This window comes from Amycolatopsis sp. NPDC045836 (assembly GCF_056431745.1).
Genome location: NZ_JBWKKF010000044.1, coordinates 1 through 25870, shown reverse-complemented (window position 1 = coordinate 25870; position 25870 = coordinate 1). Strand labels below are relative to the sequence as shown.

Here is a 25870-nt window from a genome sequence, read left to right as displayed (position 1 = left end):
GACAGGAGCGTGAACCAGAGTGTGGCAAAGCAGCATCCGGTGGGGTCGGCGCGGGTGAAGCCCAGCAGGTCGTAACCGGTGCCCAGGAAGCGCCGTGTGAGCCTTTGGTCCAGCTACGTGGTCTCCTCGGGGTCGAGTGAGCGTACCTCCTCAGCCATGCGGGTGACGTTAACCGATTCCGAGGCGGCATGCGGAGACCGTGGCCGCCTGAACTGAGCAAGGCCGTTCGAGGAAGTCAGGTGTCCGGCGAGGAACTCGCCAGTGGCCGGGGGGCGCAGCTCGCGGCCGTCAGCTCAGCTCGGGCACCGCTTCGGCCCGCTGAGCTTCCGGCTGCGTCATCAGGTCACAGCCTCGGTCCCGGAGTACAGGGCCGCACGGCTGACGGCCGTACGTCCGGGCGCTGATGTGGGGTCCGGGTGAATGTCGTCCGGCTGGCCGCTTGACCTTGTCACTGGTGTCGGGGTTTCAGCGTGCGAGCGTGCGCCACACTTCCAGGACGGGAACTCCGAATCGTGACAGAGTTCCGATCGAACGCGGGCTTCGTCCGGTGGCGCACCGAGGAGGACCTGGCACGCGGCGCCCTGTCCCACCTCCGCTGCCGCGTTCCGATCCCGAGCGCAGCGTCCCGATCATCCTGGTCAGCCACTACGGCGCGACGACCGGCCGTCGACGCACCAACCCGCTGACGTACCAGGCGGTGAGCAACGCGTTCGCCGTTTTTCGCCACCTTCGGTGGAAGCTCGCGACCGCCGGTCTGGTACCGCACCATCGAGAAGAACCCCCGAGGTGACCATCGAGGTCGGCTCCGACGTCATGCAGGGCCGGCGCACGTTGCCCACGGAGCCCGAGTGCGCCGCTGGTGTCCCGGCACGTCTGCCAATACGAACTCACCGACGACCAGCACTTCGTGCTCACCCCGATACCGGGAGCGGGCGGCGGCTGGCTGGCCGGCGGGGGCGGGCATGCGTTCAAGTTCGGGCCCGCGCTCGGCGAGTACACCGCCGACCTGCTCGAAGGGCGTGAACAGCCGTTACCGGCATTCGGCCCAGGACCCCGCGAGAAGTTCGAAAGCCAGGACAGCGCCACCCCCGGTCAGCTCGCGCGCCAGCATCGCTGACCGCCCGATTCCACCGGCTGTGACACTACGGAGGAGAACATGCTCTACGAAGCCGAACGGCAATTGCTCGGGGAGACCATCAGCGACATGGCTCGCTGGGGCCTGATCGAAACCACCGGTGGTGGGCTGAGCGTGCGGGCCACTGCCGGTCCGAGACCTGGCCCCAGAAGCGGATGTCCGTGGCCGGACCGAGCGCTTCCGCCTGCTCACGCAGACGCGGCAACGCCGTCCCACTGCCATAGACATTCAGCTGGGCGCGGTCAGCGACCGATGCGGGCACACCACCGAAGGCTCGATCACCCCGATCGATCCGTTTCCGAGGCTCGGTCCTGGCAACTACGGAGAATCGGCGCGGATTCCCCGGCGAGGACGGCTTCGGCCGCCCGCTGCCGGCAATCCCGTTGTAGATGGTGCAAACCTCGAGCGGCCGCTGTGACAACCGCACCACACTGCTGGTGGCTGCCTGGCTGACCCCGACCCAACTCGCGCGGGCCAGTTCGCTGGGCAGATGGGGCGTGAGCAGCCCGGTAGCCGGATCGACGGTGCGCAAGCGCTGGTCCGCGACCAGGATGCCGCGCAGGACGGACACCACAGGTACCCGGAAAGAATGACGGAAACGAGCGATCATCGTCCCACCACAGCAGCGCAACTTCGATGCCGAGCAATGCCCGGAGCCCTTCAGCCAGTTCGAGAGTGGATCGCTCCGCACCGCCTCGCGCCGTGGTCAGCCAGGTGAGCACCACGCGCCGCAAGCGGCTCTGAGCCCCTCGCGCTGCCGCTACTCGTCGGCTGGCCACTGCGACTACTCTGCCCGCCCGACCCACATCGCGGCCACGCGCTCCCTGCACAGCACCCACAAACGCGGATACCCCCAGCAGGCAACACGTGGACTGAGGGGTTCCCGTAACCCGGCGGGAGGGGCGGTGCGGTAGTTCACCTTCGCCGCCGCCTTCCGCCGGGAGTTCGGCATCGCCCTGGCCGCTTTCGCCGGGCTCGCGGGTCCTCGCGCCCGGAGAGGTCGCCTGACCGGTTGCCACGGCTGGGTGGGCAGCGTTCTGCACATCGGATGCGGCAGACCGCGGAGGGCACGCTCTTTCCCGGGGCCGGTCGTCAGCGGAGCACGTGCTCCACCACGACCCCCGCGGCCAGCACGACGCGGTCCGACCATCCGTCCAATGCCAGGCCCACGGGCAGCTCGCCCGGCGCACGCGGAATCGGCACCGTCAGGCCGGACATGCCTGCGATGCTGCCGGGGCCGGTGTTGCGGATGAGGGTGGCGAACGACGGCAGCACGATGCCCGCCACCTCCAGCCGGTCCGCGTCGGCAGTCAGGTCGCCGGCGACCCTCGGGGTGGTGGGGAACACCAAGGCGTGCAGGTGGTGCTCGGCGAACACCTCCCGGTAGGAGCGCCGCAAGCGCTCGCGACCGGTCAGCGCGCGCTCGTATACCTCGACCGGGATCGCCTCTGGCGCGTCGTCCACCACGGAATCCAGGAACATCTCCCGCACCGCCGGGGTGCAGATGCGCTCCGCCAACTCCGACAGGGTCAGTGACGGGCGGTGCTCGGCCAAGTAGGCGGTGAGGTCACGGCGCGTCTCGTACAGGGTGATCGGGAAGCCCACGGTTTCCTCGGCATCCCGGGGGTCGGGCGCCGGCACCTCGATGAGCGTGACGCCGGCGGCCCGCAGCAGCTCCAGCGCCCGGGTCCAGGCGTCCAGGGTGGGGGTGTCCAGCGGGTCGGTGAAGTACGGGCCGGGAACACCCAGCCGGAGCTGGCCGGGGCCGATCCCGGGCAGCGCGGGGTCGTCGCCGGAGAGCACCGCGTCCAGCAGCGCGAGGTCGGCCACCGAGCGGGCCATCGGGCCGGGGGAGTCCCGGGTGGCCGACAAGGGGGTGATGCCGCCGCCGGGGTAGCGGCCGGTGCGCGGCCGGAACCCGGGTACGCCGTTGAGGGCGGCCGGTATGCGCACCGAACCGCCGGTGTCGGTGCCCAAACCCACCAGCGCGCCCAGGGCCACCGCCACGGCTGTGCCGCCGCTGCTGCCACCGGCGAAGAGCTCCGGCCGGTGCGCGTGACGCACGGGACCGTGCGCGGACGACGCGCTGGTGGCGCCCAGCGACAGCTCGTGCATCCCGGTCTTGCCTGCCACGAACGCGCCGGCCTCCACCAGCCGTCGCACCACGGGCGCGTCGGTGACCGGCACGAAGTCCGCCAACGCGGGGGTGCCCGCCGTGTTGGGCAGGCCCGCGACGTGGATGTTGTCCTTGACCACGACCGGCACGCCGTGCAGCGGGCCGGGCCCCGGGTCCCGATCGGCGAGGTCGGCCAGGTGCAGCGCGCGATCGGGATGCAGGGAGATGAAAGCCCCGAGGTGAGCGTGCGTTTCGGCTGCGGCCAGCAGCCGCTCGGTCAGGGCACGGCTGGTGGTGGCGCCCCGGCGCAGGCCGGCGATGGCGGCCCTCAGGGTGGGGTGTTCGTCCACTGCTGCTTACCCCTTCATCCGAGCACCAGCATCGCCTCCAGCGCCAGTGGTGCGCCCGATTGCCCCGCGACGCCATTCCCGCCGCTGATGTGGCCAATGCTGCCGGTCTGCGCACACCTCGTTGTGCAGAACCGCGACGGGAAGCTCTCGGCGGTCAACTCTCACCGCGGAGGGGTCGAGACGCCTGGTCGAAGAAGCACTGTGAGGGGCAGGGCGTCCGGCTCGAGGCCATGGCACGGCTCCTCACCCGGCGCGGACTCACCAGTTGATCAAAGGTTGTATTAGCTGAGGACCTTAGCTCCCAGCGAGCTGCCGGACAAGGGGTGGTTCGCCCGGTTCGGTTCCGGCACTCGAGCGCGGCGCTGTCCGAGCTCGGCATGAGTTTTCCGGCAGGCCGATCAGCATCGTCTGCTCGGGGCGGCTCAACGTGCCGCCCCACGCTTGCTCCCGCTGTTGCGCGCAGCGGACCCGCTGGTGATGGCGTCGTGACCGGCGTCGATGAGGTCCAGTTGCACGGCGCGGCGGTCGTGCTCGGACGGGCCCGCGACACCAGGCCGTCCCGGTCCAGGGTGTTGACCAAGGCCGAGACCGCGGCTCGGTTCACCCCGGACAACTCGGCCACGCGCTCGGCTTTCACCGGTCCGACGAGCCACAGCACGAACAACACACGGAACCCCGGCCAGGTCCACCTGCGCGGCCGGTGCACGCTGGTCACCAGGTCGTAGATCAGTGCCGTGGTGACCCGGTGCAGGGTCAGGACCAGGCGCATCGCCGCGGGGTCGACCCGGGGGCAGCTCGCGGCTGGCGGTGGACACCGCGTAGTCGACGAACGACAGGTAGCCGAGGTCGTCGGGGGCGTGGGCTTGCTCCAGGGCAGGCACGACGGGGCGGGACGTGATTTTGCCCAGAGACTTCCGCTGCGCTCCGCCAAAACCCCAATCGGCGAAGTAGTCAATGGTCAATAAACAGAGGGTGGTCATGAGCCCCGGAGGCGTTCGCGTCCTCGGTCGGCCTGGGCTCCTGCTCCACGACCCAGCTGGCGGTCCCGCTCGCGACCAGCGCGGCTCGCTCGTCGAGCTGACTCGGAACGGAGTGGAGCCGCTGGTGCTACCCGGCGGCCCCACGTGGACGTTGCGGCACGACGGCGACCCGGTCACGATCACCCCTCACACCTGACCACCACCCCAGTCGACCACCTCGCAACCCAGACCTGGTCACACACCGGCGCCGACACCACCAACACCGGGCTCAACAAACCCACTACCAGCGAAGACGCACCATCAATCACAAAGTGCGGCTGGGGGCACTGGCGTGCCCCCAGCTGTCTTTCGGACGTCACCGCGGCGGCGCCCGAGCGTTCCAGCGCGGACTGGTGGCGTTGCTCGTGGTGGCCGGCGGTGCCCGTGCAGCGCAGCGGCGCGCCCGGCACCCTCGGCTACGAACCGCCTACCCCGGAGGGCGGAGCGGTGGCAACCCCCGAGGTCTTGCGATCGCCCTGCTGATCGCGGTGGTGGGAGTTGTGCCGTGGTCACCCACACCGCAGCGGTAGTAAACGGCGCGACCGCCCAGGATCCGGTCGTCAGGAGCCGGGGCCCGGATAGCTGTCTCGGACGGCGAAAGTCACTTCGCCGACCAGTGCGCGAGCCGCCCCCAGCGCGCTGTGAAGCGTGTCGAGGTCACTTTTCTTCTCGCGCTGCCGGAGTTCGATCAGGGAAACGGCGCAGGTGAGTGCACTGTCGACCGCGGCCATCAGCGGATCACCCGATGCTCGCAGCACGCCTCGGGCGCGTTCGACAGCGTCGACCGCGCGTCCCACCTCGCCGGCGGTTTCGACGAGCTTCTCCTGCAGGCGGGTCGATCCGTCCTGTTGCACCACACCATCACACTCCCACCAAAGCGATGAATCCAAGTCCCAGCAAGGTCACACCCACCACCGAATCCAAGGACCGTCGGACCCGCGGTCGACTCAAGAACGGGTGGAGACTTCCGGCCGCCAACGCGAAGGCGAACAACCACAAGGCGCTCACCGTGATGTAGATGGAGAAGAGCACGAGTTCGGCTCCCGGTGCCGACGCGGTCGAATTCGGGAGGAACTGCGGCAGAATCGACAGGTAGAACAGCCCGATCTTCGGGTTCAGGCAATTCATGAGAAATCCGCGCAGGAAGAACCCGGAGTTCCTGCGGTCGTCGTGTTCTAGCGTGGGGGCCGCTGGCGACATCGCGGAACGCAAGGCCGTGATCCCGAGCCAGATCAGGTAGGCCGCGCCGACCACGGTCAACACCTGGAAGGCCACGCTGCCGTTGGACAACAGCGCCGATAGCCCCACAACCGACGCGATACCCCACAGGACGATGCCGAGCAGCACTCCGGCTGCGGTGCGCACCGCAGCCGAGCGTCCGGCGGCGGCGCTGGTTCGGAGCAGCAGCGCTTGATCCGGCCCCGGAACGATGACGACGACCGCAGCCGCGGCCGTGAAGGCGAGTACGGTGAAGATGGTCAAACGGTCCCCCACTTCGTGCACTGGTGAATGTAGAAAGGATCATTGGGAATCGCGGTAGATCCACTCCAGGATCGCGACCGCGCTGCCGTACTTCATCCGCGCCTGCTCCCAGGCGATCGAGCGGTCTCCGTCGAGCACCGATCCCTTGACCTCGTCACCGCGGTGCGCGGGTAGATCATGCATGAAAACCGCCTTCGGCCAATGGGACATGACCTCGTCGTCCACGTAGAACGGACGGAAATCCTCCCGCCAGTCCGCATTCGGCTTCGCCGTGCCCGTGGTCTGCCAGCGAGTCGTGTAGACGACGTCAGCCTTGATGTCGGCCGTAGCGAGGTCGTGCGCTTCGATGAAACGGGAGCCGGAATCCGCACTCTTTTCCTGTAGTGAGCCGAGCAGCGCGGCATCGAGGCCGTACCCCTTCGGAGTGGCGAAGACCACCGTGACGCCACGGTAAGTGCTCAGGATTTTTCCCAGTGCCACAGCCGTGTTGTTCCCCTCGCCGATGTACAGCACCGACAAGCCGTCCAGCTGGCCGAAGTGCCAGAGCATCGTTGCCGCATCGCAAACGCCCTGGGTGGGATGTTCCTGCGCGGCCATCGCGTTCACGACGGGCAGCCCACCGCTGCGAGCCACCAGTCTCATGTCCTCGAGCGGGCCCGCGGTGCGCATCACCAACCCGTCGAGCATCGCACCGAACATCCGGCCGGTGTCGTGCAGGGACTCGCCGGTGTTCAGCTGGAGATCGCCGGGGCCGTATGGGACGACCGAAGCCCCGAGCCGCAACGCGGCGGCCGTGAACGCGGTCCGCGTGCGCGTCGAGGTCTTGGCGAAGTATGTGCCGAGCACCTTGCCGGACAGCTTCTGTTCCAACCGCTCGGCCTGAGCGAGCACGTCGGCCGACCGTCCGACGATCTTGTGCAGTTCGTCGCTGTCCATGTCATCCAGAGAGAGAAAACCACGCATGCAATGCCACCCGTCAGCTGAACCGCAATCGTTCGCGGACCAGCGTCGTCAGATCGAAACCAGTGAATCGTCCACGACTCGCGTCGAGCACACCTCCGGGAACTCCATGCCTGTCCTCGATGTGAGGGCCCTCGCGCGGCGCCAGCCCGGCGAATAGATCGTGTCCTCGTACCGATCGCCGCCGTCCGGGCAGACGACAACCACGTGCTCGGCACCGAGACCTTCTCGTATCCACCGCACGGCACCGGCCACGGCGGCGCCCGAGCTGCCACCGACTCGGACGCCCAGCTCGCTCGCCACCCAGTCGCATGTGGCCACCGCCTCGGCTGCAGTCACCTTCACGTTGAGACAATCCGACCCGGAAACGAAAGACGAACTTCGACTCGCGCCGATGCCGTTCAGGCTGCGAGTTGCCGGGGAACCGCCGAGTGCCACTGATCCCACTTCGTCCACCGCGACGCAACGCCAGGACAGCCTGTCGCGCTCGACGTAGTCCGTGAAACCTCGGAGGGTGCCCCCGGTTGATACGCCGAGGAAGACGTCGAGATCACCACGCGGGACGACGGAGTGGATCTCCGGGGCGGTTCCTTCGGAGTGCGCGCGGGGATTGGCCGGATTCTCGTACTGGTTCGGCCACACGAGCAGGTCCTCGACCGCCATCCGGTCACGGATGTAGGCCAGTCTGGAAAGCAAGTACCCGCCCGTCTCGTCGGGGTCTGTCACTTCTACGATCTTCGCGTACGCGCTCCGCATTTGCCGCACGAGCGTGCGCGACGTCCGCGGGTCGACGACGGCGGTGAATTCTACCCCGCAGATCTGGGCATACCTGGCCAACGCGACACCGAGGTTTCCGGAAGTCGACTCGATGATGCCGCCGCGAAGCCTGCCCGACTCGAAGATCGAGGCGAGCAAGGAGTACGCCACCCTGTCCTTGATGGACCCGAACGGGTTCTCTTGTTCCAATTTCAACCAGAGATGCGTAGTCCGGCCGCGATACCTGGTCACGGCGGTCAACATCGAGGTTCTTCCCGGCACCGGGCCGTGCAGTTCAAGCGGCAACGTCCTCGCCCTCCCCCTTGTACCAAGTCACTGGTCACGTCCGATTCGGTGGATCTCCACTGATGACGCTTTTCGTCCAGATGTGACTGCCGTCGCAGAACGGTTTCTGCAGTGAACGTCCGCAGCGGCAGAGAGCGATGGTCTTTCGCTGTGGATCGATCGGCTCGTCGGTCTGACTGCGCAGGTCGTAGTCTCCGCGGATGATGACCGGGCCGTCCTGGCACACCACGATCGTGGCCGGAGCACGTCGCTGTGCCGCGGGCTCAGCCTGGTCCCCGGCAGGGGCATCACCACCCGCACCCCAGCCGTCCATCAGCCTGCCGTCAGGGAAATCTTGCCGCGGAGGGAGGACTCACCGCGTTCCCATGAGGACAGCATGTGCTCGTTGGCTCGTGCCCCCAGTTCGGCCGTCACGACGGCGCCGAAGACCACATCGGACAACTCACGCGGATTGTCACGCACGAATCTGCCGCACATGTCGTAGGCGGCGAGCTGTTCGTGTACGGCGTCGGCCACGATGTGCTCCTGGAAGAACAACCACGATTCGTCCGATCCATTCAACCGTTGCAGACCGTTGCGGAAGTTCCGGTTTACGTAGTGCGAACCTATTTCCGTCATCGCAAGGTTTCCGAGCAACGCGCCCCGATGACGACCATGGGTTCCGAAATAGGATATCACGTTCACCGTCGCCAGCGAGCAAGCCGGAACGACTTCGAAGTAAGAACCGAATTCGGTCAACATTCCGAGTTCTTTCAGGGTCAGCTCGAACAACTGAGAGTGCAGGCGCCCCGGGATCCCGCCGCCGTACTCGTCGGCCTGGATCTCCACCAGTGCCGGTTTGCCGCCGCCGCGCACGCGCGGGATGACGAGGCTGTGGTGGTCCGCTTCCATGAGACTGTAGACGGAGCGGTGCATGAGGAATTCCTGGAACTGTTCCATCGTGGCGTCCTGCTTGAGGTACCGCGAGAGAGACCTTCCCGGGCTCGGTTTACCGATCTCCATCAAGAACTGGGGGAGCTCCGCCACGTCCACCGGCGGGACCGGGCCGGCGATTGCACGGAGCTCGCTGGCGAAGCGGTTCTCGAGTCGCTTCCGCAACTCAATCAGCGAGGACTCCCACTCCCAGTGTTGCGCCACTTCGCCGAAGAGGCAGTATTGGGGTCCGTAGCTCAAGAACAAACTCAGCTGCAGGTCCTCGTCGGAAGTGGCTTCCACGTCAGCCGCCGAAATGTTCTGCAGAACGGAGTCGCCACCAGTCTCCGGTAGGCGCTGCAAAACGCTGACGAGAACTTCGCTCACCGGGCCGCGCTGATTGGGTAATCGCACTTGAACTCCTTGGATTGATCGTGGTGAACCTTCTGCCGGGTGCACTCGGCCGGGTCAGACGAGTTCCAGGACCTGCCCGACACCCGCACTGCTCGCTCGGCGCAGTACCGCGCCGAACAGCGCCACGTCGAGAACGCCGAGCCCGAAGGGGTTCACCACGACGTAGCCGTTGTCCGGCCGCTTCACGACCGCATCGTCGACGAGCAGTTCGCCGATCGTCGCGGTGATCGAGGGCTGGTTGTCCCGCGCCTCCGGGAAGATTCGTCCCTCGTTGACCAGGCGCCCCAGGGGCCGCCGGGGATTTTCGGTGATCAGTTGGAGGTCGTCAACGACGAGGGCGGAGGCGCCGGCCAGGACCTCGTCGGTCAGATCACCGAGTGAGACGTTGAGCAAGAGTGATCCGGGCCGCACCCATTGCGGCTGGACGTACCCTTCGGCGACGGTGGTCAGGAACAGTGCCGATTCCGCGTCGGCCATCGCTTCGGCCGGTGTCGCCACGACGGAGAAGGACACTTCTGTGTGCCGCCAGGCGAGTTCAGCGACGAGCCCCTCAGCCACCTGCCGTCGCACGTCGTACAGCGTGACCCGGCTCAGTTCCGGGCATCGCGAGAGGAGTAGGGCGAGGTGCACGCGCGCCTGCGTTCCACAGCCAACGACGGCTAGCGAGCTGACCGCCTGGTAGCCGACGGCCTGGACGGCGATGGCGGTCACGGCGGCCGTCCGTACGGCGCTGAGCACGCCGACCTCCATCACCGCGTTCACCCGGGCGGTCTGCCCGTCGAAGCAGAGTCCCAAGCCGCCGGCCCGTTCCAGGCCGAACCCCGGATTCGACACACTAGCGTTGATGATCTTCATGCCGTAGGTGCCCTCGGCCTCCTGTTCGAGCACAGCACCCGGCATACCGATCGAGCGGCTGTAGGCGCCGTGCAGGTTGGTCCAGGAGAGGTACGCCTCACTCGGCAGGATCGTCCGGCCGTAGTGATGGCTCAGCAGCGCGTCCTTGACCGTGGTCACGATGTCGATCCTCGTCAGGCACTCCACGACGTCGGCCCGGCTGAGGAACCGCACGGACTCCGGGAAGGGCCTCGCGAACACGTCGTCGAGCCACCGGTTCTCCAGGTTGTCTCCTCTCGGGCAGGTCACGAGTTCCACTGCTCCCGGTACCACTGCGCCAGGTTCAGAGCGGTTTCCAGTGGGTTGCGCCGGAGCTGGGTGTCGAAGTAGCCCTCCGGTCTGCTCAGCAACTCCCGGAGTGCCCCCGCGTCGACGATGTCCAGTGCCGACGATCGATTCTCTGCGAGGAGGGAGCCGACCCGACGGCGCAGATCGTGTTCGTACCGGGTATCGGCGGTGGTGGGGTACGGGCTCTTCTTCCGGTTCAGCACCGAGTAGGGTAGCAGGCCGACGGAGGCACCGCGGAGCACGCTCTTTTCCCTGCCGTCGTAGGTCTTGATCTTCCACGGGATGTTGTGCACGTACTCGACCAGCCGGTGGTCGCAGAAGGGCACCCGCACTTCGAGACCGGCGGCCATGCTGAGCCGGTCCTTGCGGTCGAGGAGGACAGGCAGCCAGCGCGTGAGGTGCAAGTGGCTGAACTCGCGCATCCGTCGTTCCTGCGCATCTTCTCCCGGCAGGTACTCGACTTCGCCGATCGCCTGCCGGTAGCAGTCGGCCCGGTACTCCTCGAACCGCGTGTGCTCGCGGAACTGGGTGGTCAGCATCCGCTCAGGGATGAACTGCATGGTGCTGAGCCAGGGGAAGCCCGCTGTGCCGACGACGCTCGGATCGTGGAACCAGTTGTAGCCGCCGAACACCTCGTCCGCGGATTCGCCGGACAGCGCGACGGTTGACCGCTCACGGATGGCCGAGAAGAGCAGGTACAGCGAGGTGTCGACGTCGCCGAAAGTGAGTGGGAGGTCGTGCGCGCCGAGTACGGCGTCGCGGCTTCCGTCCTCGGTGAGGGCTTCGTCGGGCAGCTCGATGGTCCGGTGTACCGTACCGAGATGGCTGGCGACCTGAAGGGCGTAGGGATTATCGCGTTCGGGCCGGAACTCGCTGGCACGGAAGTGGTTGGCGCTGCCGACGAAATCGACGGAGAACGAACGGACCGGGCCTTCCCCCGAGCTGTTGAGGACCTCCGTGGCGATGGCGGTCAACGCACTGGAGTCCAGGCCACCGGAAAGCAGGGTGCACAGCGGTACGTCGGTGATCAACTGCCTTCGCACGGTGTCGACGAGCAGCTCGCGAACGTGGGCAACCGTGTCCGCGATGTCGTCTTCGTGCGGGGCGGTCGGCAGACTCCAGTAGCGGGACAGCCTGCTGCCGTTGTCGTCAACGGAGAGGACGTGTCCCGGCGGTACCTCGTATAGGTCGCGGAACGGGGTCACGCCAGGGGTCTTGACCAGCCCCAGCAGATCGGCCAGCCCCTGCGGGTCGAGCCGGGCGGTGAACTCGGGGTGGGCCAGCACCGCCTTCGGCTCGGACGCGAACAGCACCGCGTCGCCGGACCGCGCGTAGTAGAGGGGTTTGATGCCCAGCCGGTCGCGGACCAGGAGTAGCTTCCGCGCGCGCGGGTCCCACAGTGCGAAGGCGAACATTCCGCCGAGCCGTTCGACGAAGCTCTCGCCCCACTCCAGGTAGGCGTTGAGCACGACTTCGGTGTCGCCGTGGGTGCGGAAAACCCGCCCGCGCGCGGCCAGTTCCGCCCTTAGCTCACGGAAGTTGTACACCTCTCCGCTGTAACAGAGCACGGCGTGCGGCTGCTCAGGCGGGCCCGCGGTCATCGGCTGCACGCCCCGGCGCACGTCGAGAATGGCCAGCCTACGATGACCCAGTGCCACGTGCGGATCCGTCCACAACCCTTCGTCGTCCGGACCGCGGCGAACAAGGGTACGGGTCATGCTCTCGAGGACCGATTCGTTCCACTCGGTGGGACGGCTGAGGTCGATCCAGCCGGCGATTCCGCACATGGCGCTCCTGTCTTGAGGGCATACTGCGTCTGCTTGATTAGCGCCCAAGCTGCGACGGCGAGTCGCGCACGCTGGCGACACGCGTTATTGACCCGGCGCAACGGGTGAACCGAACAGGTGTTTCGCCGGCCATGGCGGCGATATAGTGCAGACGAGCGCACGCCAACGACTGCCGGTAATTTGTCTGGCGAGGACAGTACCCACCACCCGGCAGGAGTCCGTACCGCCACTCGAGTGACACCGGCGGTGATTGGGACGATAGAACGGCCTGGTCGAGCAACTTGCACCCGCCTCATGTTTAGTGCTAAACTTGGCCGGTAATCGACTCGACGCGGGGGCACGAGATAATTATCGACTAAGCTTTTTTTCCTGGGGAGGAATTGTTCTTGCTCATCAACAGTAGCCATCGGTTGCGACTGCTGGAGCAGGCCGGTGCCGAAATCCGCGAGCAGCGAGAGAGTTTGCCCGGAAAAGGCTTCTACATGCGGAAGATCTCAGAGACATGGCGGAGGGCCAGGCAGTCTGCAGCCTACTCCGGGCTCCCGGAGTACTCCTTCGCCAGGTTCGAGGGACTCGGCACCACCAGCAAGCAGCGCCTCAAGAAAGGCGCTCTCGAATTCCTGGCCGCCCCGATCGATGCGGCGGCGAAATATTATGAAACCACCGGCACCACCGGACTGCCGACGCCAACTCCTCGACTGGCGGAAGACGTAATCTGGAACACTGTATCGGTAGCCGAAGCCTGGCGCGATCTGTTACCGGAAAATGAGCGTGTATTGATTATGCTACCTTCGGACATTGTCCCGGTAGCGGACCTCGTCGTCGGCGTCTGCGAGTACCTCGGGCTACCACACACCCGAGCTTATCCGTTCGCCACCGGAATCTCCGACTGGGATCGGCTGATCGGGCTAATCGATTCCTTCCGGCCGACCACCGTATTCGCCGCGCCCGGCGTGGCGCTGCAGTTCAGCAGACTGGCCAAACAACGCGGGCTGCTGCGCGACCTGAGCGTCGGTGTGCACCGGATGATGCTGCTCGGTGAGGTCAGCACCGCTCCGTTCCGGGCTCGCCTCGGCCGGTGGTGGAACGCCTCCGTGCTGGACGCGAGTTACGGCAGCACGGAGACCGGCACCCTGGCCGCCGCCTGCGTCCAGGACCGCTTGCACCTGCTGACCGCGACCAACTACTTCGAACTCGCCGCCGACGACGACGACGGCGGGGTCCGCCCGCTGCCCGAATCCGGCGCCGGACGGCTCGTAGTCACCCCGCTGAACCTCCATGCCCGGTGCGTGCTGCGCCTGGACACCGGGGACGAGGTGCGCCTGGGCGCCCACTGCGACTGCGGTGACCGCTCTCCGGTGATCGAAGTCGTCGGGCGCGGTTCCGATGCCGTGGCCGTGCGCGGCGCGAAGCTCACCGTGCGCGCGGTCGAAGAGGTGGTCTACGGCGAGACCGAGGCGACCGGCTATCTGATGGAGACCGACGCGCCGGGCGCGTTCGCCAGGTTGATCCTGGAACGCGACGTGCACTGGGACCGGGCGGGGGAAGCCACGATGGCCGACCGGCTCCAGCGTTCCTCCCGGGAGTTGCTCGGCCTGGAATGGGACGAAGTGCTTTTCGTCAATCAGCTTCCCGCGAGCACCAAGAGCGGGGCGTCGCAGAAGAGCTGGAAGCGATCGAACTTCCGGGTCGTGGGAGCGGGCAGATGACCGCGCGCCTCGCCCCGAAGGCGCCGGCCGGCACCGCCGTCACCACCGGTGAAGCGGACCTGTGGTGCACTTACGCCGCGGTTCGCACGGCCGCGTGGCTGGGCCGGACCAGCGAGCTGCCCGGCCGCGCAGCCACGGTCGACTACCTGAGCAGCCGCCGCAACACCGATGGCGGCTACGCCTGGAGCAAGGGCATGGCCTCCGACGCGTGGGCGACGTTCTACTGCACCCAGGCGATGGCTGAACTCGGCGCCGAAGTTCCCCAGCTCGGTTCGACGCGGGACTGGCTGCGCCGAACCTGGTCGGGCGACGCGTACGCGATGCTGCCCGGCCAGGCCCCCGACGTCTGGGCCACGCACTATTCGGTGCGCACGGTGGTCGAACTGTGTCAGGACATCCCGCCGGACCGCGATCGGCTGGTGAGCTGGCTGCGCGCGTTGCAGGCACTGGATGGCGGCCTCAGCTGGTCGCCCGAGCACGCCGTGTCCACGGCTTCGGACGTCCGAGCCTGCTTCTACGGTGTGATGTCCTGGCGGGCGTTGCTCGCCGTGGAGCCGGATACGCCCCTCCCTTGGGACGGTCCGGCGCTGGTGCGCTGGCTGCGGGAGCAGCAAGACCCCGAAGGCGGTTTCCGTTTCGGCCCGTCGGCGGATGTCGCGTGCCTGTGGGCCACCTATCGGGCGACGGCCGCGCTCCAAGCGCTGGGGGCGGCCCCGGCCGAGCGGCAACGCTGCCTCGACTGGGTGCTGGACCGCCGATCGTCTGACGGTTCGTTCGTCCGGTGGGCCGGTTACGACGTGGCCGATGTCTGGGCCTCGTTCTGCGCGATCGGCTCGCTGCAGGCGCTGGGCGCGGACACCGGCTCGCACGCCGGCCCGGTGCTGCGCAGGCTGCACGCACTGTCCTGCCCCTCCGGTGGCTTCACCTATCGCGAACCCGAGCGAGCCGGGGACGCGCTGAGCACCGCGGCCACCGCCTTGCTGTCACCGGCCGACGACCCGCGGCAGGACCGGTGGCGCACCTGGCTGGCCGGCTGCCGGCTACCGAACGAAGGCGGGGTCATGTACATGCCCGCCCGTGGCAGCGAAGTGCGGTGCACGCTGTGGGCGATCGCCGCGGGTGCGGCCGTGGTCGACCCCGCCGCACCGCGCGAAATCGCGGACTGGCTGGCGGGCCTGCAGAACCCGGACGGCGGGTTCGGCTACTGGGAAGGCCGTGGGTCGGATCTGGTTTCCACCGCCGCAGCGGTGGAAACACTGCGGCTACTCGAGATTCCGGTCGCGGAGGTGCTGGACACCGCACGACTGGCGGATTTTGTCCTGGGGTGCCGTGACGAGCACGGTTACCGGCACGTGCCGGGTGCGCCTCCCACCCTCCGCGCCGGGTTGCAGGCCCTGCGGGTCCGGGAACAATTGGGCCTGGCCACGGCCGGCGAACTGGCCGGCTTGCTCGACCGTCACCGGGTGCCCAGCGGCGGATTCGCCAATGAGGGTGCACGCCTGCCGGACCTGCTGAGCACCTACGAAGCGGTGGTGACTGCGGACCGCCAGCGGCTTGCCGTGGACTTCACCCGGCTGACCGCTTTCCTCGACCGGCTCGTCCGGCCGGCGGGCACCGGGTGGACACCGCTCGCGCCGACCGGCGGCGGAGTGCTGGCCGACTGCCTCGCCGCGCTGCTCCGCGAACGGAGTACGGGGCGTCGGGCGGAACTGCCCGCGCTCACCTTGTCCTGAGGGACATCCCTTCCACTCTGGGGGAATCATGCCCACCATCACCATTCGCACGACGGCGCTGTCCACCACCGAACGCCGGGCTACAGCCGTCCGGCTGACCCGCTGGTTCGCCGAACACGGCAGCGACCGCAAGCACGTGGTCGTGCGGTTCGAACGGACCGAGGAGGGCACGGTGTTCGTCGGCGGCCTGCCGGTCGAAGCCCTTCCACACGAGGACGGGGGCTTGCACCACGCGAGTGTCGTCTGCTGCGTGTCCGTCGGACGGGACGAAACCTTCTACGAAGAACTGGCCGCCGTACTCGCCGACGCACTCGGCATGACCGCTGGAACCCCGTTCCTCTACGTGGAGTTCCGGCCGACACCCAAGGAATTTGTGTACTTCGGCGCCCAGGGCCGACTCCGGCGCGCGGACGCCACACTGAGGGGAAACCGATGACCTTGTCTCCCGTACCCACCCTTGCCACCATCCAGACACGGACCAGGGCCGTACTGGCTGCCCTGTTCGGTCCGGAGATCGACGACCTGCCCGCCGACGCACCACTCCCGGAGACGCTCGGCGACCGCTACGACAGCCTCGGCGCGATGGAATGCGTCACCGCCATGGAGAAGGAGTTCGGCGTCGAAGTCGACTTCGTCGAGCACGACGTCCGCTACAACTTCGCGCAACTGGACCGCATCGCCGAATTCGTGCACTCCCAGCTGGAGGACCGGGCCGTGTTCGGAGAGTCTCGATGAACGCCACGGAGATCGAATTCCGCACGTCCGGGCACACGGGTTCGCCCACCGTGTGGCTGCGTACCCCGGAACAACTCCGGGCCGAAGCCGCGCTCATCGCCGACGAACTCCTCGGCGAGTTCGAGCAGATCGTCAGCTTCGCTCCGGTGGAGCACCTCTTCGGCCGGTTGTTCGCTCAGATCCTGCCGGAGATCCGCGGCGTGCCCGTGCACCACCTCACCCACGTCCCCGCCGGATTGCCGCCCGAAGTGGCGAAGAAGCGGACGTTGTTCGTCTGCCTGCCGTCCACCTGGCTGGTGCTGCGTCACCTGCTCGGCCAGCTCGAGGCACTGCCCTCGGCGGTCGCCCTGCACGGAACCGGGCCGACGGTACAGGCCACCGGGGAGGTGCTGGCCGCGCTGTCCGGCACCGGTTTCCGCGCGGTCGAGTTGTTCGGCTCCACCGAAACCGGCGGGATCGCGCACCGGGAGATCGTTCCGGCCGGCGCCGAGACGAGACGCTGGCAGCTCCTGCCCGACGTCGAGTTCGCCGAGCCGGGCGAAGGTCCGGGGCAGTTGCTCCACATCCGGAGTCCGCGGCTGGCCCGCCGCAGCGACATGGCGTCCAGGCCGGAAACGTGGCAGCTGCCCGACGTGATCCATCGCGGCGAGCGGACTTTCGAGTTCCACGGGCGGGCCTCGGCGCTGATCAAGGTGAACGGGAAGCGGGTGAACCTGGAAGAACTCGCGACCGCGCTACGGAACTCGGTCGACGGCCTGGACGTCGCCTGCCTGCCCGTGCACGATCCCGTCCGCGCCGAGCACTACGAACTGTTCTACAGCCTCGATCGGGACCTGCCCCGCCAGCAGGTCTTCGCCCGGTTGCGGGCGGCCCTGCACGACTTCACCCCACCGCGCGCGGTGCACCAGGTCCGTCGTATCCCCCGGACCGCGACCGGGAAGATCGCGGTCACCGCCTTGTACGCGCTCACCCAGCAGGGATCCCGGGCGGCGCTGGAAGGGGCGAGCTGATGCCAGCGGACCGTCCGCGCGCGTCCGACCCCGCCGCGTCGCTGGGCCACTACGCCGCGGACGCCGGGATCACCTATCCGGACCATCGCCCGGAGCTGCCCGACCTGCTGCAGCTGCCGCTGGCCGAGCGGTGCGGCCTGCACGATCGGGGCGAGTGGGACCAGCGGAAATGGGCGGAGCAGAACGAAACGTGGTACTCCGTGGCCGACGCCCGGTACCGGGCGGTCACCGCACGACGAAGCCCGGCAGCGGGCACGCCGCTGATCCGCGTCGGTGTCAAGGACACCATCGACGTCGCCGGCCTGCCCACTTCGCTGGGGCTGCGCCACTACCGGCACCACCCGGCGGCGTCGGCGCGGGCGCTCTTCCGGCTCGACGGTGCCGAGGGCCAGGTGATCGGCAAGGTCGTGAGCACCGAGTTGAACATCGGCGTCGGGTCCGGCTGCGTGAATCCCTACTTCCCGCACATCGATCCCGCCGGCTCGAGCACCGGTGCGGGCGTCGCCGTCGCGGCCGGCCTCTGCGATCTCGCGATGGGCACGGACGTTCTGGGATCGGTGCGCTGGCCTGCCGGGAACTGCGGCACCGTCGGGCTGCGGATGACGCACGATCCCGGGCTGTTGCACGGCATCTTCCCCTTGTCACCGCCGATGGACGCGGTCGGCTGGGTGGCGCGCACGGCAGCGGACCTCGCGTTCCTGTGGCAGCGCCTGAGTCTGCGCACCCTGCTCGGCGCGGCCGGGCAGCCGTTGCCCGACCGGTACCGCATTGGCGTGCCCACCAACGTCGGTGACGGCTCGTGCGCTCCTGAGATGCTGGAAACACTGGAACTGGTCAGCGCCGCGCTGGACGACGACGGCCACGAGGTGAGCGACGTCGTGGTGGGGGAGGACCTCTGGCAACGCCGGGGTGACGCCTGGCAGCTGTGCGCCCGGCAGGCGTGGGATGGCTACCAGCTGTGGCGGCACTGGATCACCACGCCGCTGCACCAGAGCACCGAGCAAGCGCTGGAAGTCGGCGCACGGGTGACCGACGGTCAGTACACGGAGATTCTCGACGCGCTGTTTTCCTCCCGTCAGGAGAACACCGCCCGCTTCGGTGACCACACGCACGCCTGGTTGCTGCCGCTGGACCCCTGTCCACCGCCCGATCTGCGGACCAGCCGTCCGGTGGCCACCACCATCCCCGCTCCCGGCGAAGCCGACTACGACCGGCGCATCGGCTACACCCCGGTCGCCAGTTTCGCCGGCTTGCCCGCCATCGTCGTGCCCGCCCGGCTCAGCCGGGTGAACCGTGCGCCACTCGGGGTGCAGATCGTCGGGCCGCCCGGCAGCGAAGAACGGCTGATCGACCTGGCCCAGCGGGTACAGCTCCGGCTGGTACCGCCGGACCTGCGTCCCGTGTGATCACCACCACCACACCAGGAGACCGCGATGATCCCCCACGCAGTGCTGGAAGTCGCCGCCCACCAACCCCACTGGCCCGCGCCGGCGGAACTGGCCGCCGTGCAGAACGAATTGCGCAGCAGGCCACCACTGGTCGACGCGCAGTCGTGTTACGCGTTGAGCGGCGAACTCGAGTTCGCCGCTCGCGGTGAAGCCGTGGTAATCCAGGCGGGTGATTGTGCCGAACTGTTCTCCGACTCGGAGCGGCAACGGGTCCAGGCCAAAGCCTCCCAGCTGCACCAGCTCTGCGAAACCGCCGAATCCGCCGGGGTACCGACCGTCCGGATCGGCCGGTTCGCCGGACAGTTCGCCAAACCCCGCTCCTGTGCCACGGAAGTCCTGCCGGACGGCACGGAAATCCCGGTCTACCGCGGCGACGCGGTGAACGGCCTGACTCCCACCGCCGCGGCCAGGCGAGCCGATCCGGCGCGGATGCTCACTGCTTACGAGCACGCGGCGAACGGCCTGGACGCGTTGTTCATGCGGCAGCTGCTGCTCGAGGCCGACAGCGGAATCAGTTCGATGCTGGCACCGACCTACGTCAGCCACGAAGCCCTGCTGCTCGACTTCGAGCAGGCGCTGCTGCGCCCGGACCCGGTCCGCGGCGGCAACTACGCCTCCTCGGCCCACACGGTGTGGATCGGGGAGCGCACGCGGCAACTCGATCACGCACACCTCGCGTTCGCCGAGCAGATCACCAATCCCGTCGGGGTGAAGATCGGCCCGAACGCGGCACCGGAGGAACTGGTCGCCATCGTCGACCGCCTGGCCACCGGGCACCGCCGGGGCAGGCTGAGCCTGATCGTCCGCATGGGCGCGGAAAAGATCGCGAACCGGCTTCCCACGCTGGTGGCCGCACTCGGTGAGCGGGCCGGGCAGGTGACCTGGCTCAGCGATCCCATGCACGGCAACACCAGGAAGACCGAGGCCGGGCAGAAAACCCGGGTGGTGGCGGAGATACAGGCCGAGGTCGGGCAGTTCTGCCGGATCTTGCGGGAGCAGCGGGTGCACCCTGGCGGACTCCACCTCGAAGTGACCCCCGATCCGGTGACCGAATGCGTGGGCACGATGGCCGAGCTGACCGGGGCACTCAAGCTGAACAGGTACGAATCGGCCTGCGACCCGCGGCTGAACCCGGTTCAGGCGCAGCAGGTCGTCCGGCACTTCACCCGGCTGCTGTGAACCCCGGTGTGCTGGGTTCAGAGTGTGGTGCCGACGTCGCCTACATGGGTGACGCCGTGATCGTCGCAGCGGCTTTGGACCTCACCGAGGAGCACCCGCAGCAATGAGGCCAGCTGGGCCCGCTGCTGCTCGCTCAGCCCGGAGACCAGTTCCAGTTCCCGCTCGAGGACCCGATCGACGGTCTGCTCCACCAGCGCGTGCCCGGCCGGGGTCAGCGTCACATACACGCTGCGCCCCGGTGGCGCGCTGTGCCGCTCGACCAACCCCCCGCGCTCGGCGCGGGCCACCCGCTGCGAGATCGCTCCCGCCGTGACCAGCGTCCGCCTCGCCAGCTCCCTGGTGGTCAGCGAGTACGGCGGGGAACTGCGCCGCAGCACACTGAGCAGGTCCAGGGTGGCCGTATCGACACCGGAGTCCAGCAGCACACGACGGCGGTCCTCTCCGAACAACTTCGCCAGCTGCCACACCCGGGTCACGATGCCGATGGACTCGGTCGAGGTACCCGGCCGCTCACGCTGCCACGCCGCCTCGATCTCGTCCGCGGCGTCCGGTACGGGATCCATTGCGGACGCTGTGCTCATCCAAACCTCCACCGCGGTTGTCGGCTGCCACCCCCACAGCCTATCATTTAGGTCTAAACTTGAAGTTGGACCAGCCAACACGAAGGAGGCTAGATGGCCCGCACAATCCTGGTCACCGGCGGGGGCACCGGCATCGGCAAAGCCGTAGCCGCACGATTCGCCACCTCGGACGCCATCGTGCACATCACCGGCCGGCGCAAACAAGTGCTGGTCAGCACCGCCGCCGAACTGGGCCCAGCGGTCCGCCCACTCGTCTGCGACAGCACCGACCCCGACCAGCTCACCACCGCACTGGCCGAAGTGGACAGCCCGATCGACGTACTGGTCAACAACGCCGGCGGCAACACCGACTTCGACCTGCCCGAACCCGATGGACTCGCCGGAGTCCTCACGCACTGGCGCGCCAACCTGGACGCCAACCTGATCAGCGCGGTGCTGACCACCACCGCAGCCGAGCACAAACTGGCCGACGGCGCCTCGGTGATCCACATCGGATCCATCGCCGCCGACCAGGGCGCCGGCTCCTACGGCGCCGCCAAAGCCGGACTCGCCTCGTGGAACGTCGACCTGGCCCGCCAACTCGGCCCCCGCAACATCACCACCAACGTCGTCGCTCCCGGCTACATCCGCGACACCGAATTCTTCCGGGACAAACTCCCCGCCCAACGAGCCGGGCAACTGATCGACGCCACCAGCACCGGCCGCGCCGGCACACCCGACGACATCGCCGAAACGGTGTACTTCCTCGCCTCGCCTGGCGCCCGCCACATCACCGGGCAAACGCTCGCAGTCAACGGCGGCGCCCATCCGACCAGGTAAAGGGACAACAATGGTCGCCGTCGCCCACAACCCGCCCTCCGCCCCGCCCAGCACCCGCGACTGGGTTGGAATCGGGGTGGTCTTGCTGGCCACGTTCATGGGCCAGATCGACATGTTCATCGTGAACGTGGCCAGCCCGCCGCTCCAAGCGGACCTGGGTGCCAGTTTCGGCCAAATCCAATTCGTCATCGACGGTTACGTGATCGCCTACGCGGCCGGCATGGTGACCGGTGGCAAGCTCGGCGACCGCTTCGGCCGCAAGAAGGTGTTCCAGTACGGCGTCGCGGCGTTCACCGTCACCTCGCTGCTGTGCGCGCTGTGTCCCACGGCGAACCTTCTGATCGTGGCTCGAGTCGCGCAGGGCGCCGCGGCGGCTGTCCTGATGCCGCAGGTGCTCTCGATCATCCAGGGCACGTTCGCCCGGCAACGAGACCGGCAGCGCGCGATCGGCATCTACGGGTCGGTGATCGGGCTCGGGGTCGTGGCCGGGTTGATCGGCGGCGGGCTGCTCCTGGACGTGGACGTCGCCGGCCTGGAGTGGCGGACGATCTTCCTGATCAACGTGCCGATCGGACTGCTCATCCTGCTGGCGGCGCCGTCGACGGTCCGGGAGAGCCGGAGCGAGGTCACCGCGCCGCTGGACCTGGTGGGCACGGTGCTCACCGCGTCCGTGCTGCCCATACTGCTCATCCCGTTGTCACTCGGACCGGAACACGGCTGGCCGCCGTGGATCTGGTTGTGCTTCGCCGCCGCCGCGCTGTTGACGGCCGGCCTGTTCCGATACGAGAACAGGCTGGCCGCGCGCGGCGGGGATCCTCTGCTGCCCGCGCGCGTCCTGCTCAGGCGCGGATTCCCGGCCAGCATGGCGACAGTGACGGTGTTCTTCGCCGGCAACGCGGGCTACTTCCTGGTGCTGACCTACTACCTCCAGTCCGCGCTGCACCTGGACCCGCTGGCCACCGGTGTGGTGTTCGTGCCACTGGGCGCCGGGTTCGCGGTGGCCTCGATCGCCGGACGCCGGCTGGCCGAGCGCTACGGCACCCGGGTACTGATCACCGGCGCACTGCTGATGACTGCGAGCTTCCTGCCCATGCCGCTCATCGTGCAAACCGGCGCGGGCACCCAGGCGCTCGCGCTCGCGGCCACCATCGGGCTGTCCGGGGTCGGGCAGGGCCTGGTGGTATCGCCGTTGGTCGGCATCGCCATGGCCCAGGTGCCCGCCGACCTGACCGGGGCGGGCTCGGGTGTGCTGAACACCGTCACCCAGGCCGCGATGGCCGTCGGGATCGCGGGCATCGGCACGGTCTACCGCGTCGCGCTGGGGCACAACCCACAGGACACGGCGTCGATACCCGCGAGCGACTTCGGCGACGCGTTCGTCGTCACCTGCGGGGTCCTCGCGGGGCTCGCAGTGGCGACAGCGGTGCTGAGCTGGGTGCTCGGCCGATCGAGAACAGCGACCGAGGCGGGTGCTCAGCTGTGACGGCGAGAGCGCACCGGCCGGTCCAACTCGACGGTCAACGCCTGAACCTCGCAGGCGTCCGCCGGATCGCCGAGGACCGGGCACCGTGCGTGGTGGCGCCGTCCGCGCTGTCCGTCGTCGGGAAGAACCGGAAGTCGTTCGAGGAACTGGTCAGCCGGGGCGTGCCGGTCTACGGGGTCACCACCGGATACGGCGAACTGGTGCACCACCCGGTCGGGGCGGGCGACGAGGTGGCCCTGCAGACCAACCTCGTCCGCAGCCACAGCGCCGGAGTCGGCCCGCTGTTCGCCGAGGACGAGGTCCGAGCGATGATCACAGCCCGGCTCAACGCGCTCGCCAAGGGCTATTCGGCCACGCGCCCGGCGGTTCTCGAACGGCTGGCGGTGTACCTGAACCTCGGCATCGTCCCGGCCGTACCGGAGATCGGGTCGTTGGGCGCCAGCGGAGACCTCGCGCCGCTCTCGCACATCGCCTGCACCCTGATCGGTGAGGGCCACGTCCTTGCCGGCGGCGAGCGGACACCGACCGGCCCGGTGCTCGAGCGGCACGGGATCACGCCGCTCGAATTGCGGGCCAAGGAAGGTCTCGCACTGGTCAACGGCACATCGGCGATGACCGGATTGGGCGCCCTGGTAGTCGGCCGCGCGCTGGATCAAGTGCGGCAAGCCGAGATCATCGCCGCGCTGGTCGTGGAGGTGCTGCGCGGCTCGACGAGCCCGTTCCTCGCCGACGGGCACGAGCGCGCCCGGCCCCACCGGGGGCAGGCCGACACCGCGGCGAACCTGCGCCTGCTGCTGAGCGGCAGCGGACTCGCCGTCGAACACGCCGAACTCTCGCGGCAGGTCCGTAACGGTGACGGCGAGGTCTACCTGCAGAAGGCGTATACCCTGCGTGCGGTGCCACAGGTGCTCGGCGCCGTCCGCGACACCCTCCGGCAAGCCGAAGCCACTCTGGAGATCGAACTCAACTCCGCCAACGACAATCCCCTCTTCTTCGGCGAATCCGGCGCAGCAGAGATTTTCCACGGCGCAAATTTTCATGGCCAGCCAGTCGCTTTTGCGATGGACTACTGCACCATCGCGCTCACCCAGCTCGGCGTGTTCTCCGAGCGCCGAACGCACCGGCTGCTGAACCGGCATCTCAACGACGGGTTGCCCGAGTTCCTCATCGCCGCTGATCCCGGCCTGAACAGCGGGCTCGCCGGAGCGCAGTATCCGGCGAGCGCACTGGTTGCCGAGAACCGGACGATCGGGCCCGCCAGCACCCAAAGCGTCCCGGCCAACGCCGACAACCAGGACGTGGTCAGCATGGGCTTGCTCGGGGCGAGAAACGCCCGCCGAGTACTGGCGAACAACAACTGGATCCTGGCGGTGGAACTGCTCGCCGCCGCCCAGGCGGTCGACGTGTCGGGCCGCTACAGCCGCCTCGGCCGGCTCGGCCGGATCACCCACGACCAGGTCCGGGCGACGGTCCCGGCGCTGACCCGGGACCGCTGTCTGAGCGATGAGATCGGGGCGCTGGCCGCCGCAATTTCCCGTGGCGACTTCCTCGACGCGGTCGCCCGCCACGGAGCCAGGCTGCGTTGACGGTCGTTCTCAGTTCGCTCCAGCGAGAGAGGAGCCTCCGTGCCGTACGACGATGTCATGCCAACCCGTGTTCTAGGAGCCCGCGGTCCCGTCGTGTCCGCGCTCGGGCTCGGGTGCTTCGGGATGACCCAGGCTTACGGCCCCGCGGACGACGCGGAGTCGATCGCCACCATCCGCCGGGCACTCGACCTCGGCTGCACCTTCTTCGATACCGCGGAGGTCTATGGCCCCTTCAGTAACGAAACCCTGCTCGGCACCGCCTTGCGCGGCCGGCGCGACGAGGCGTTCATCTCCACGAAGTTCGGCTGGGAATACGCCCCTGACGGCACCCGCGGAGAGCTGAACAGCAGGCCCGGCCACATCCGCCGGACCGTCGACGCGATGCTCACCCGGCTGCACACCGACCGCATCGATCTGCTCTCGCAGCACCGGGTCGATCTCAAGGTCCCAATCGAAGACGTGGCCGAGGCCATGGGCGAACTGATCACCGCGGGCAAAATCCGGTACTTCGGCCTTTCCGAAGCCGGGACGGACACGATCCGCCGCGCGCACGCGGTGACCCCCGTGACCGCACTGCAAACCGAGTACGCCCTGTGGGAACGCCACATCGAGACCGAGATCCAGCCCGTCCTGCACGAATTGGGCATCGGCCTGGTCGCTTATTCCCCGCTGGGCCGCGGATTCCTGACCGGAACCGCCAAACCCGCCGAAGAGTACGCCGACGACGACTACCGCAGGAGAGATCCCCGCTTCCAGCGCGAGAACTTCCGCGCGAACTCCGCCGCCGTCGACGTGGCCAGTGCCATCGCCGCCCGCGTTGACGCGACTCCCGCGCAGGTGTCCCTGGCATGGCTACTGGCCAAAGGCAAGCACATCGTGCCGATCCCGGGCACCAAACGCCGACGCGCACTCGAGGAAAACCTCCGGGCTGCCTCGCTGCGGCTCAGCCTCGAGGACATGGCACTGCTCGACGCGGCGGTGCCACCAGGCAGCACGCAGGGCGACCGGTACCCGGAAGAGGCCATGCGCATGAACGGCCGCTGACCGCGGCTCGGTCCAGGCCAGCGAGCTTCCCTAGGTGTGATGTCCAGGGAGGTTGGTCAGGCGGGTGATGGGTGGCTGGCCTTCGGTGGATGAGTGGGGTCGGTGGTGATTGTAGAAGTGGAGC

General features: G+C 68.1%; 24 protein-coding genes. 13 read left to right on the top strand and 11 right to left on the bottom strand.

Annotation, left to right across the window (positions count from 1 at the left end; translation table 11 throughout):
• The first annotated feature begins 859 nt into the window (after positions 1-859).
• Positions 860-1117 carry a hypothetical protein gene (locus AC07EG_RS39695; protein WP_478258448.1) on the top strand — a complete coding sequence of 86 codons (258 nt, stop codon included), beginning with the start codon at positions 860-862 and terminating at the stop codon, positions 1115-1117.
• A 79-nt stretch (positions 1118-1196) separates the two neighbouring features.
• Here AC07EG_RS39695 and AC07EG_RS39690 read toward each other — a convergent pair whose 3' ends face one another.
• Together AC07EG_RS39690 and AC07EG_RS39685 are read right to left on the bottom strand one after the other, a co-directional pair.
• Positions 1197-1745 carry a glycosyltransferase family protein gene (locus AC07EG_RS39690; RefSeq protein ID WP_478258447.1) on the bottom strand — a complete coding sequence of 183 codons (549 nt, stop codon included), beginning with the start codon at positions 1743-1745 and terminating at the stop codon, positions 1197-1199.
• 482 nt (positions 1746-2227) lie between these two features.
• Positions 2228-3601, bottom strand: a complete 1374-nt coding sequence (locus tag AC07EG_RS39685) for an amidase family protein (protein WP_478258446.1) — start codon at positions 3599-3601, stop codon at positions 2228-2230.
• A gap of 485 nt (positions 3602-4086) precedes the next feature.
• On the opposite strand from AC07EG_RS39685, the gene AC07EG_RS39680 reads away from it, so the two are divergent.
• Positions 4087-4326: a hypothetical protein gene (locus AC07EG_RS39680; protein ID WP_478258445.1), complete on the top strand. Its 240-nt coding sequence runs from the start codon at positions 4087-4089 to the stop codon at positions 4324-4326.
• An 854-nt stretch (positions 4327-5180) separates the two neighbouring features.
• On the opposite strand, the gene AC07EG_RS39675 is transcribed toward AC07EG_RS39680, so the two are convergent.
• From AC07EG_RS39675 to asnB, 8 genes are read right to left on the bottom strand one after another with little or no spacing between them, the layout of a single operon-like run.
• A complete protein-coding gene (locus AC07EG_RS39675) occupies positions 5181-5477 on the bottom strand; it encodes a hypothetical protein (protein ID WP_478258444.1) in 297 nt (98 codons plus the stop codon).
• A 4-nt stretch (positions 5478-5481) separates the two neighbouring features.
• Entirely contained in the window at positions 5482-6102 is a 621-nt protein-coding gene (locus AC07EG_RS39670) for a LysE family translocator (protein WP_478258443.1), read from the bottom strand.
• 39 nt (positions 6103-6141) lie between these two features.
• The gene (locus tag AC07EG_RS39665) at positions 6142-7065 is read right to left on the bottom strand and encodes an ornithine carbamoyltransferase (RefSeq protein WP_478258442.1); all 924 of its coding nucleotides are present in this window, start codon (positions 7063-7065) and stop codon (positions 6142-6144) included.
• A gap of 48 nt (positions 7066-7113) precedes the next feature.
• Complete coding sequence (locus tag AC07EG_RS39660) at positions 7114-8124, bottom strand: pyridoxal-phosphate dependent enzyme (protein ID WP_478258441.1); 1011 nt, start codon at positions 8122-8124, stop codon at positions 7114-7116.
• A 34-nt stretch (positions 8125-8158) separates the two neighbouring features.
• The gene (locus tag AC07EG_RS39655) at positions 8159-8437 is read right to left on the bottom strand and encodes a CDGSH iron-sulfur domain-containing protein (RefSeq protein ID WP_478258440.1); all 279 of its coding nucleotides are present in this window, start codon (positions 8435-8437) and stop codon (positions 8159-8161) included.
• Positions 8437-9450: an iron-containing redox enzyme family protein gene (locus AC07EG_RS39650; RefSeq protein ID WP_478258439.1), complete on the bottom strand. Its 1014-nt coding sequence runs from the start codon at positions 9448-9450 to the stop codon at positions 8437-8439. The genes AC07EG_RS39655 and AC07EG_RS39650 overlap by 1 nt, the downstream gene beginning before the upstream one ends.
• Before the next feature lie 54 nt (positions 9451-9504).
• Positions 9505-10602 carry an ornithine cyclodeaminase gene (locus AC07EG_RS39645; RefSeq protein WP_478258438.1) on the bottom strand — a complete coding sequence of 366 codons (1098 nt, stop codon included), beginning with the start codon at positions 10600-10602 and terminating at the stop codon, positions 9505-9507.
• Positions 10590-12419 carry an asparagine synthase (glutamine-hydrolyzing) gene (asnB, locus tag AC07EG_RS39640; protein WP_478258450.1) on the bottom strand — a complete coding sequence of 610 codons (1830 nt, stop codon included), beginning with the start codon at positions 12417-12419 and terminating at the stop codon, positions 10590-10592. The genes AC07EG_RS39645 and asnB overlap by 13 nt, the downstream gene beginning before the upstream one ends.
• 386 nt (positions 12420-12805) lie before the next feature.
• Between asnB and AC07EG_RS39635 the strand changes: the two genes are divergently transcribed.
• From AC07EG_RS39635 to AC07EG_RS39605, 7 genes are read left to right on the top strand one after another with little or no spacing between them, the layout of a single operon-like run.
• Entirely contained in the window at positions 12806-14128 is a 1323-nt protein-coding gene (locus tag AC07EG_RS39635; protein WP_478258437.1) for a phenylacetate--CoA ligase family protein, read from the top strand.
• A complete protein-coding gene (locus AC07EG_RS39630; RefSeq protein ID WP_478258436.1) occupies positions 14125-15861 on the top strand; it encodes a prenyltransferase/squalene oxidase repeat-containing protein in 1737 nt (578 codons plus the stop codon). The genes AC07EG_RS39635 and AC07EG_RS39630 overlap by 4 nt, the downstream gene beginning before the upstream one ends.
• 28 nt (positions 15862-15889) lie before the next feature.
• On the top strand, positions 15890-16297 hold the full coding sequence (locus AC07EG_RS39625; RefSeq protein WP_478258435.1) for a hypothetical protein: 408 nt from the start codon (positions 15890-15892) through the stop codon (positions 16295-16297).
• Complete coding sequence (locus tag AC07EG_RS39620) at positions 16294-16596, top strand: acyl carrier protein (RefSeq protein WP_478258434.1); 303 nt, start codon at positions 16294-16296, stop codon at positions 16594-16596. Before AC07EG_RS39625 ends, AC07EG_RS39620 begins: the two co-directional genes overlap by 4 nt.
• Positions 16593-17606 carry a class I adenylate-forming enzyme family protein gene (locus tag AC07EG_RS39615; protein ID WP_478258433.1) on the top strand — a complete coding sequence of 338 codons (1014 nt, stop codon included), beginning with the start codon at positions 16593-16595 and terminating at the stop codon, positions 17604-17606. Before AC07EG_RS39620 ends, AC07EG_RS39615 begins: the two co-directional genes overlap by 4 nt.
• Positions 17606-19012, top strand: coding sequence for an amidase family protein (locus AC07EG_RS39610; RefSeq protein WP_478258432.1), 1407 nt, complete (start codon positions 17606-17608; stop codon positions 19010-19012). Before AC07EG_RS39615 ends, AC07EG_RS39610 begins: the two co-directional genes overlap by 1 nt.
• A gap of 27 nt (positions 19013-19039) precedes the next feature.
• Positions 19040-20233 (top strand): 3-deoxy-7-phosphoheptulonate synthase, encoded by a 1194-nt coding sequence (locus AC07EG_RS39605; RefSeq protein WP_478258431.1) that lies wholly within the window; start codon positions 19040-19042, stop codon positions 20231-20233.
• A 17-nt stretch (positions 20234-20250) separates the two neighbouring features.
• Here AC07EG_RS39605 and AC07EG_RS39600 read toward each other — a convergent pair whose 3' ends face one another.
• On the bottom strand, positions 20251-20814 hold the full coding sequence (locus AC07EG_RS39600) for a MarR family winged helix-turn-helix transcriptional regulator (protein WP_478258430.1): 564 nt from the start codon (positions 20812-20814) through the stop codon (positions 20251-20253).
• Between the two features lie 93 nt (positions 20815-20907).
• Between AC07EG_RS39600 and AC07EG_RS39595 the strand changes: the two genes are divergently transcribed.
• The 4 genes from AC07EG_RS39595 to AC07EG_RS39580 all read left to right on the top strand — a co-directional run bounded on the left by AC07EG_RS39595 (position 20908) and on the right by AC07EG_RS39580 (position 25746).
• Positions 20908-21633 carry an SDR family NAD(P)-dependent oxidoreductase gene (locus AC07EG_RS39595; RefSeq protein WP_478258429.1) on the top strand — a complete coding sequence of 242 codons (726 nt, stop codon included), beginning with the start codon at positions 20908-20910 and terminating at the stop codon, positions 21631-21633.
• A gap of 76 nt (positions 21634-21709) precedes the next feature.
• Positions 21710-23116, top strand: a complete 1407-nt coding sequence (locus AC07EG_RS39590; protein ID WP_478258428.1) for an MFS transporter — start codon at positions 21710-21712, stop codon at positions 23114-23116.
• Complete coding sequence (cmdF, locus tag AC07EG_RS39585) at positions 23113-24702, top strand: tyrosine 2,3-aminomutase (protein WP_478258427.1); 1590 nt, start codon at positions 23113-23115, stop codon at positions 24700-24702. The genes AC07EG_RS39590 and cmdF overlap by 4 nt, the downstream gene beginning before the upstream one ends.
• Before the next feature lie 57 nt (positions 24703-24759).
• Complete coding sequence (locus AC07EG_RS39580; RefSeq protein ID WP_478258449.1) at positions 24760-25746, top strand: aldo/keto reductase; 987 nt, start codon at positions 24760-24762, stop codon at positions 25744-25746.
• The last annotated feature ends 124 nt before the right edge of the window (positions 25747-25870 follow it).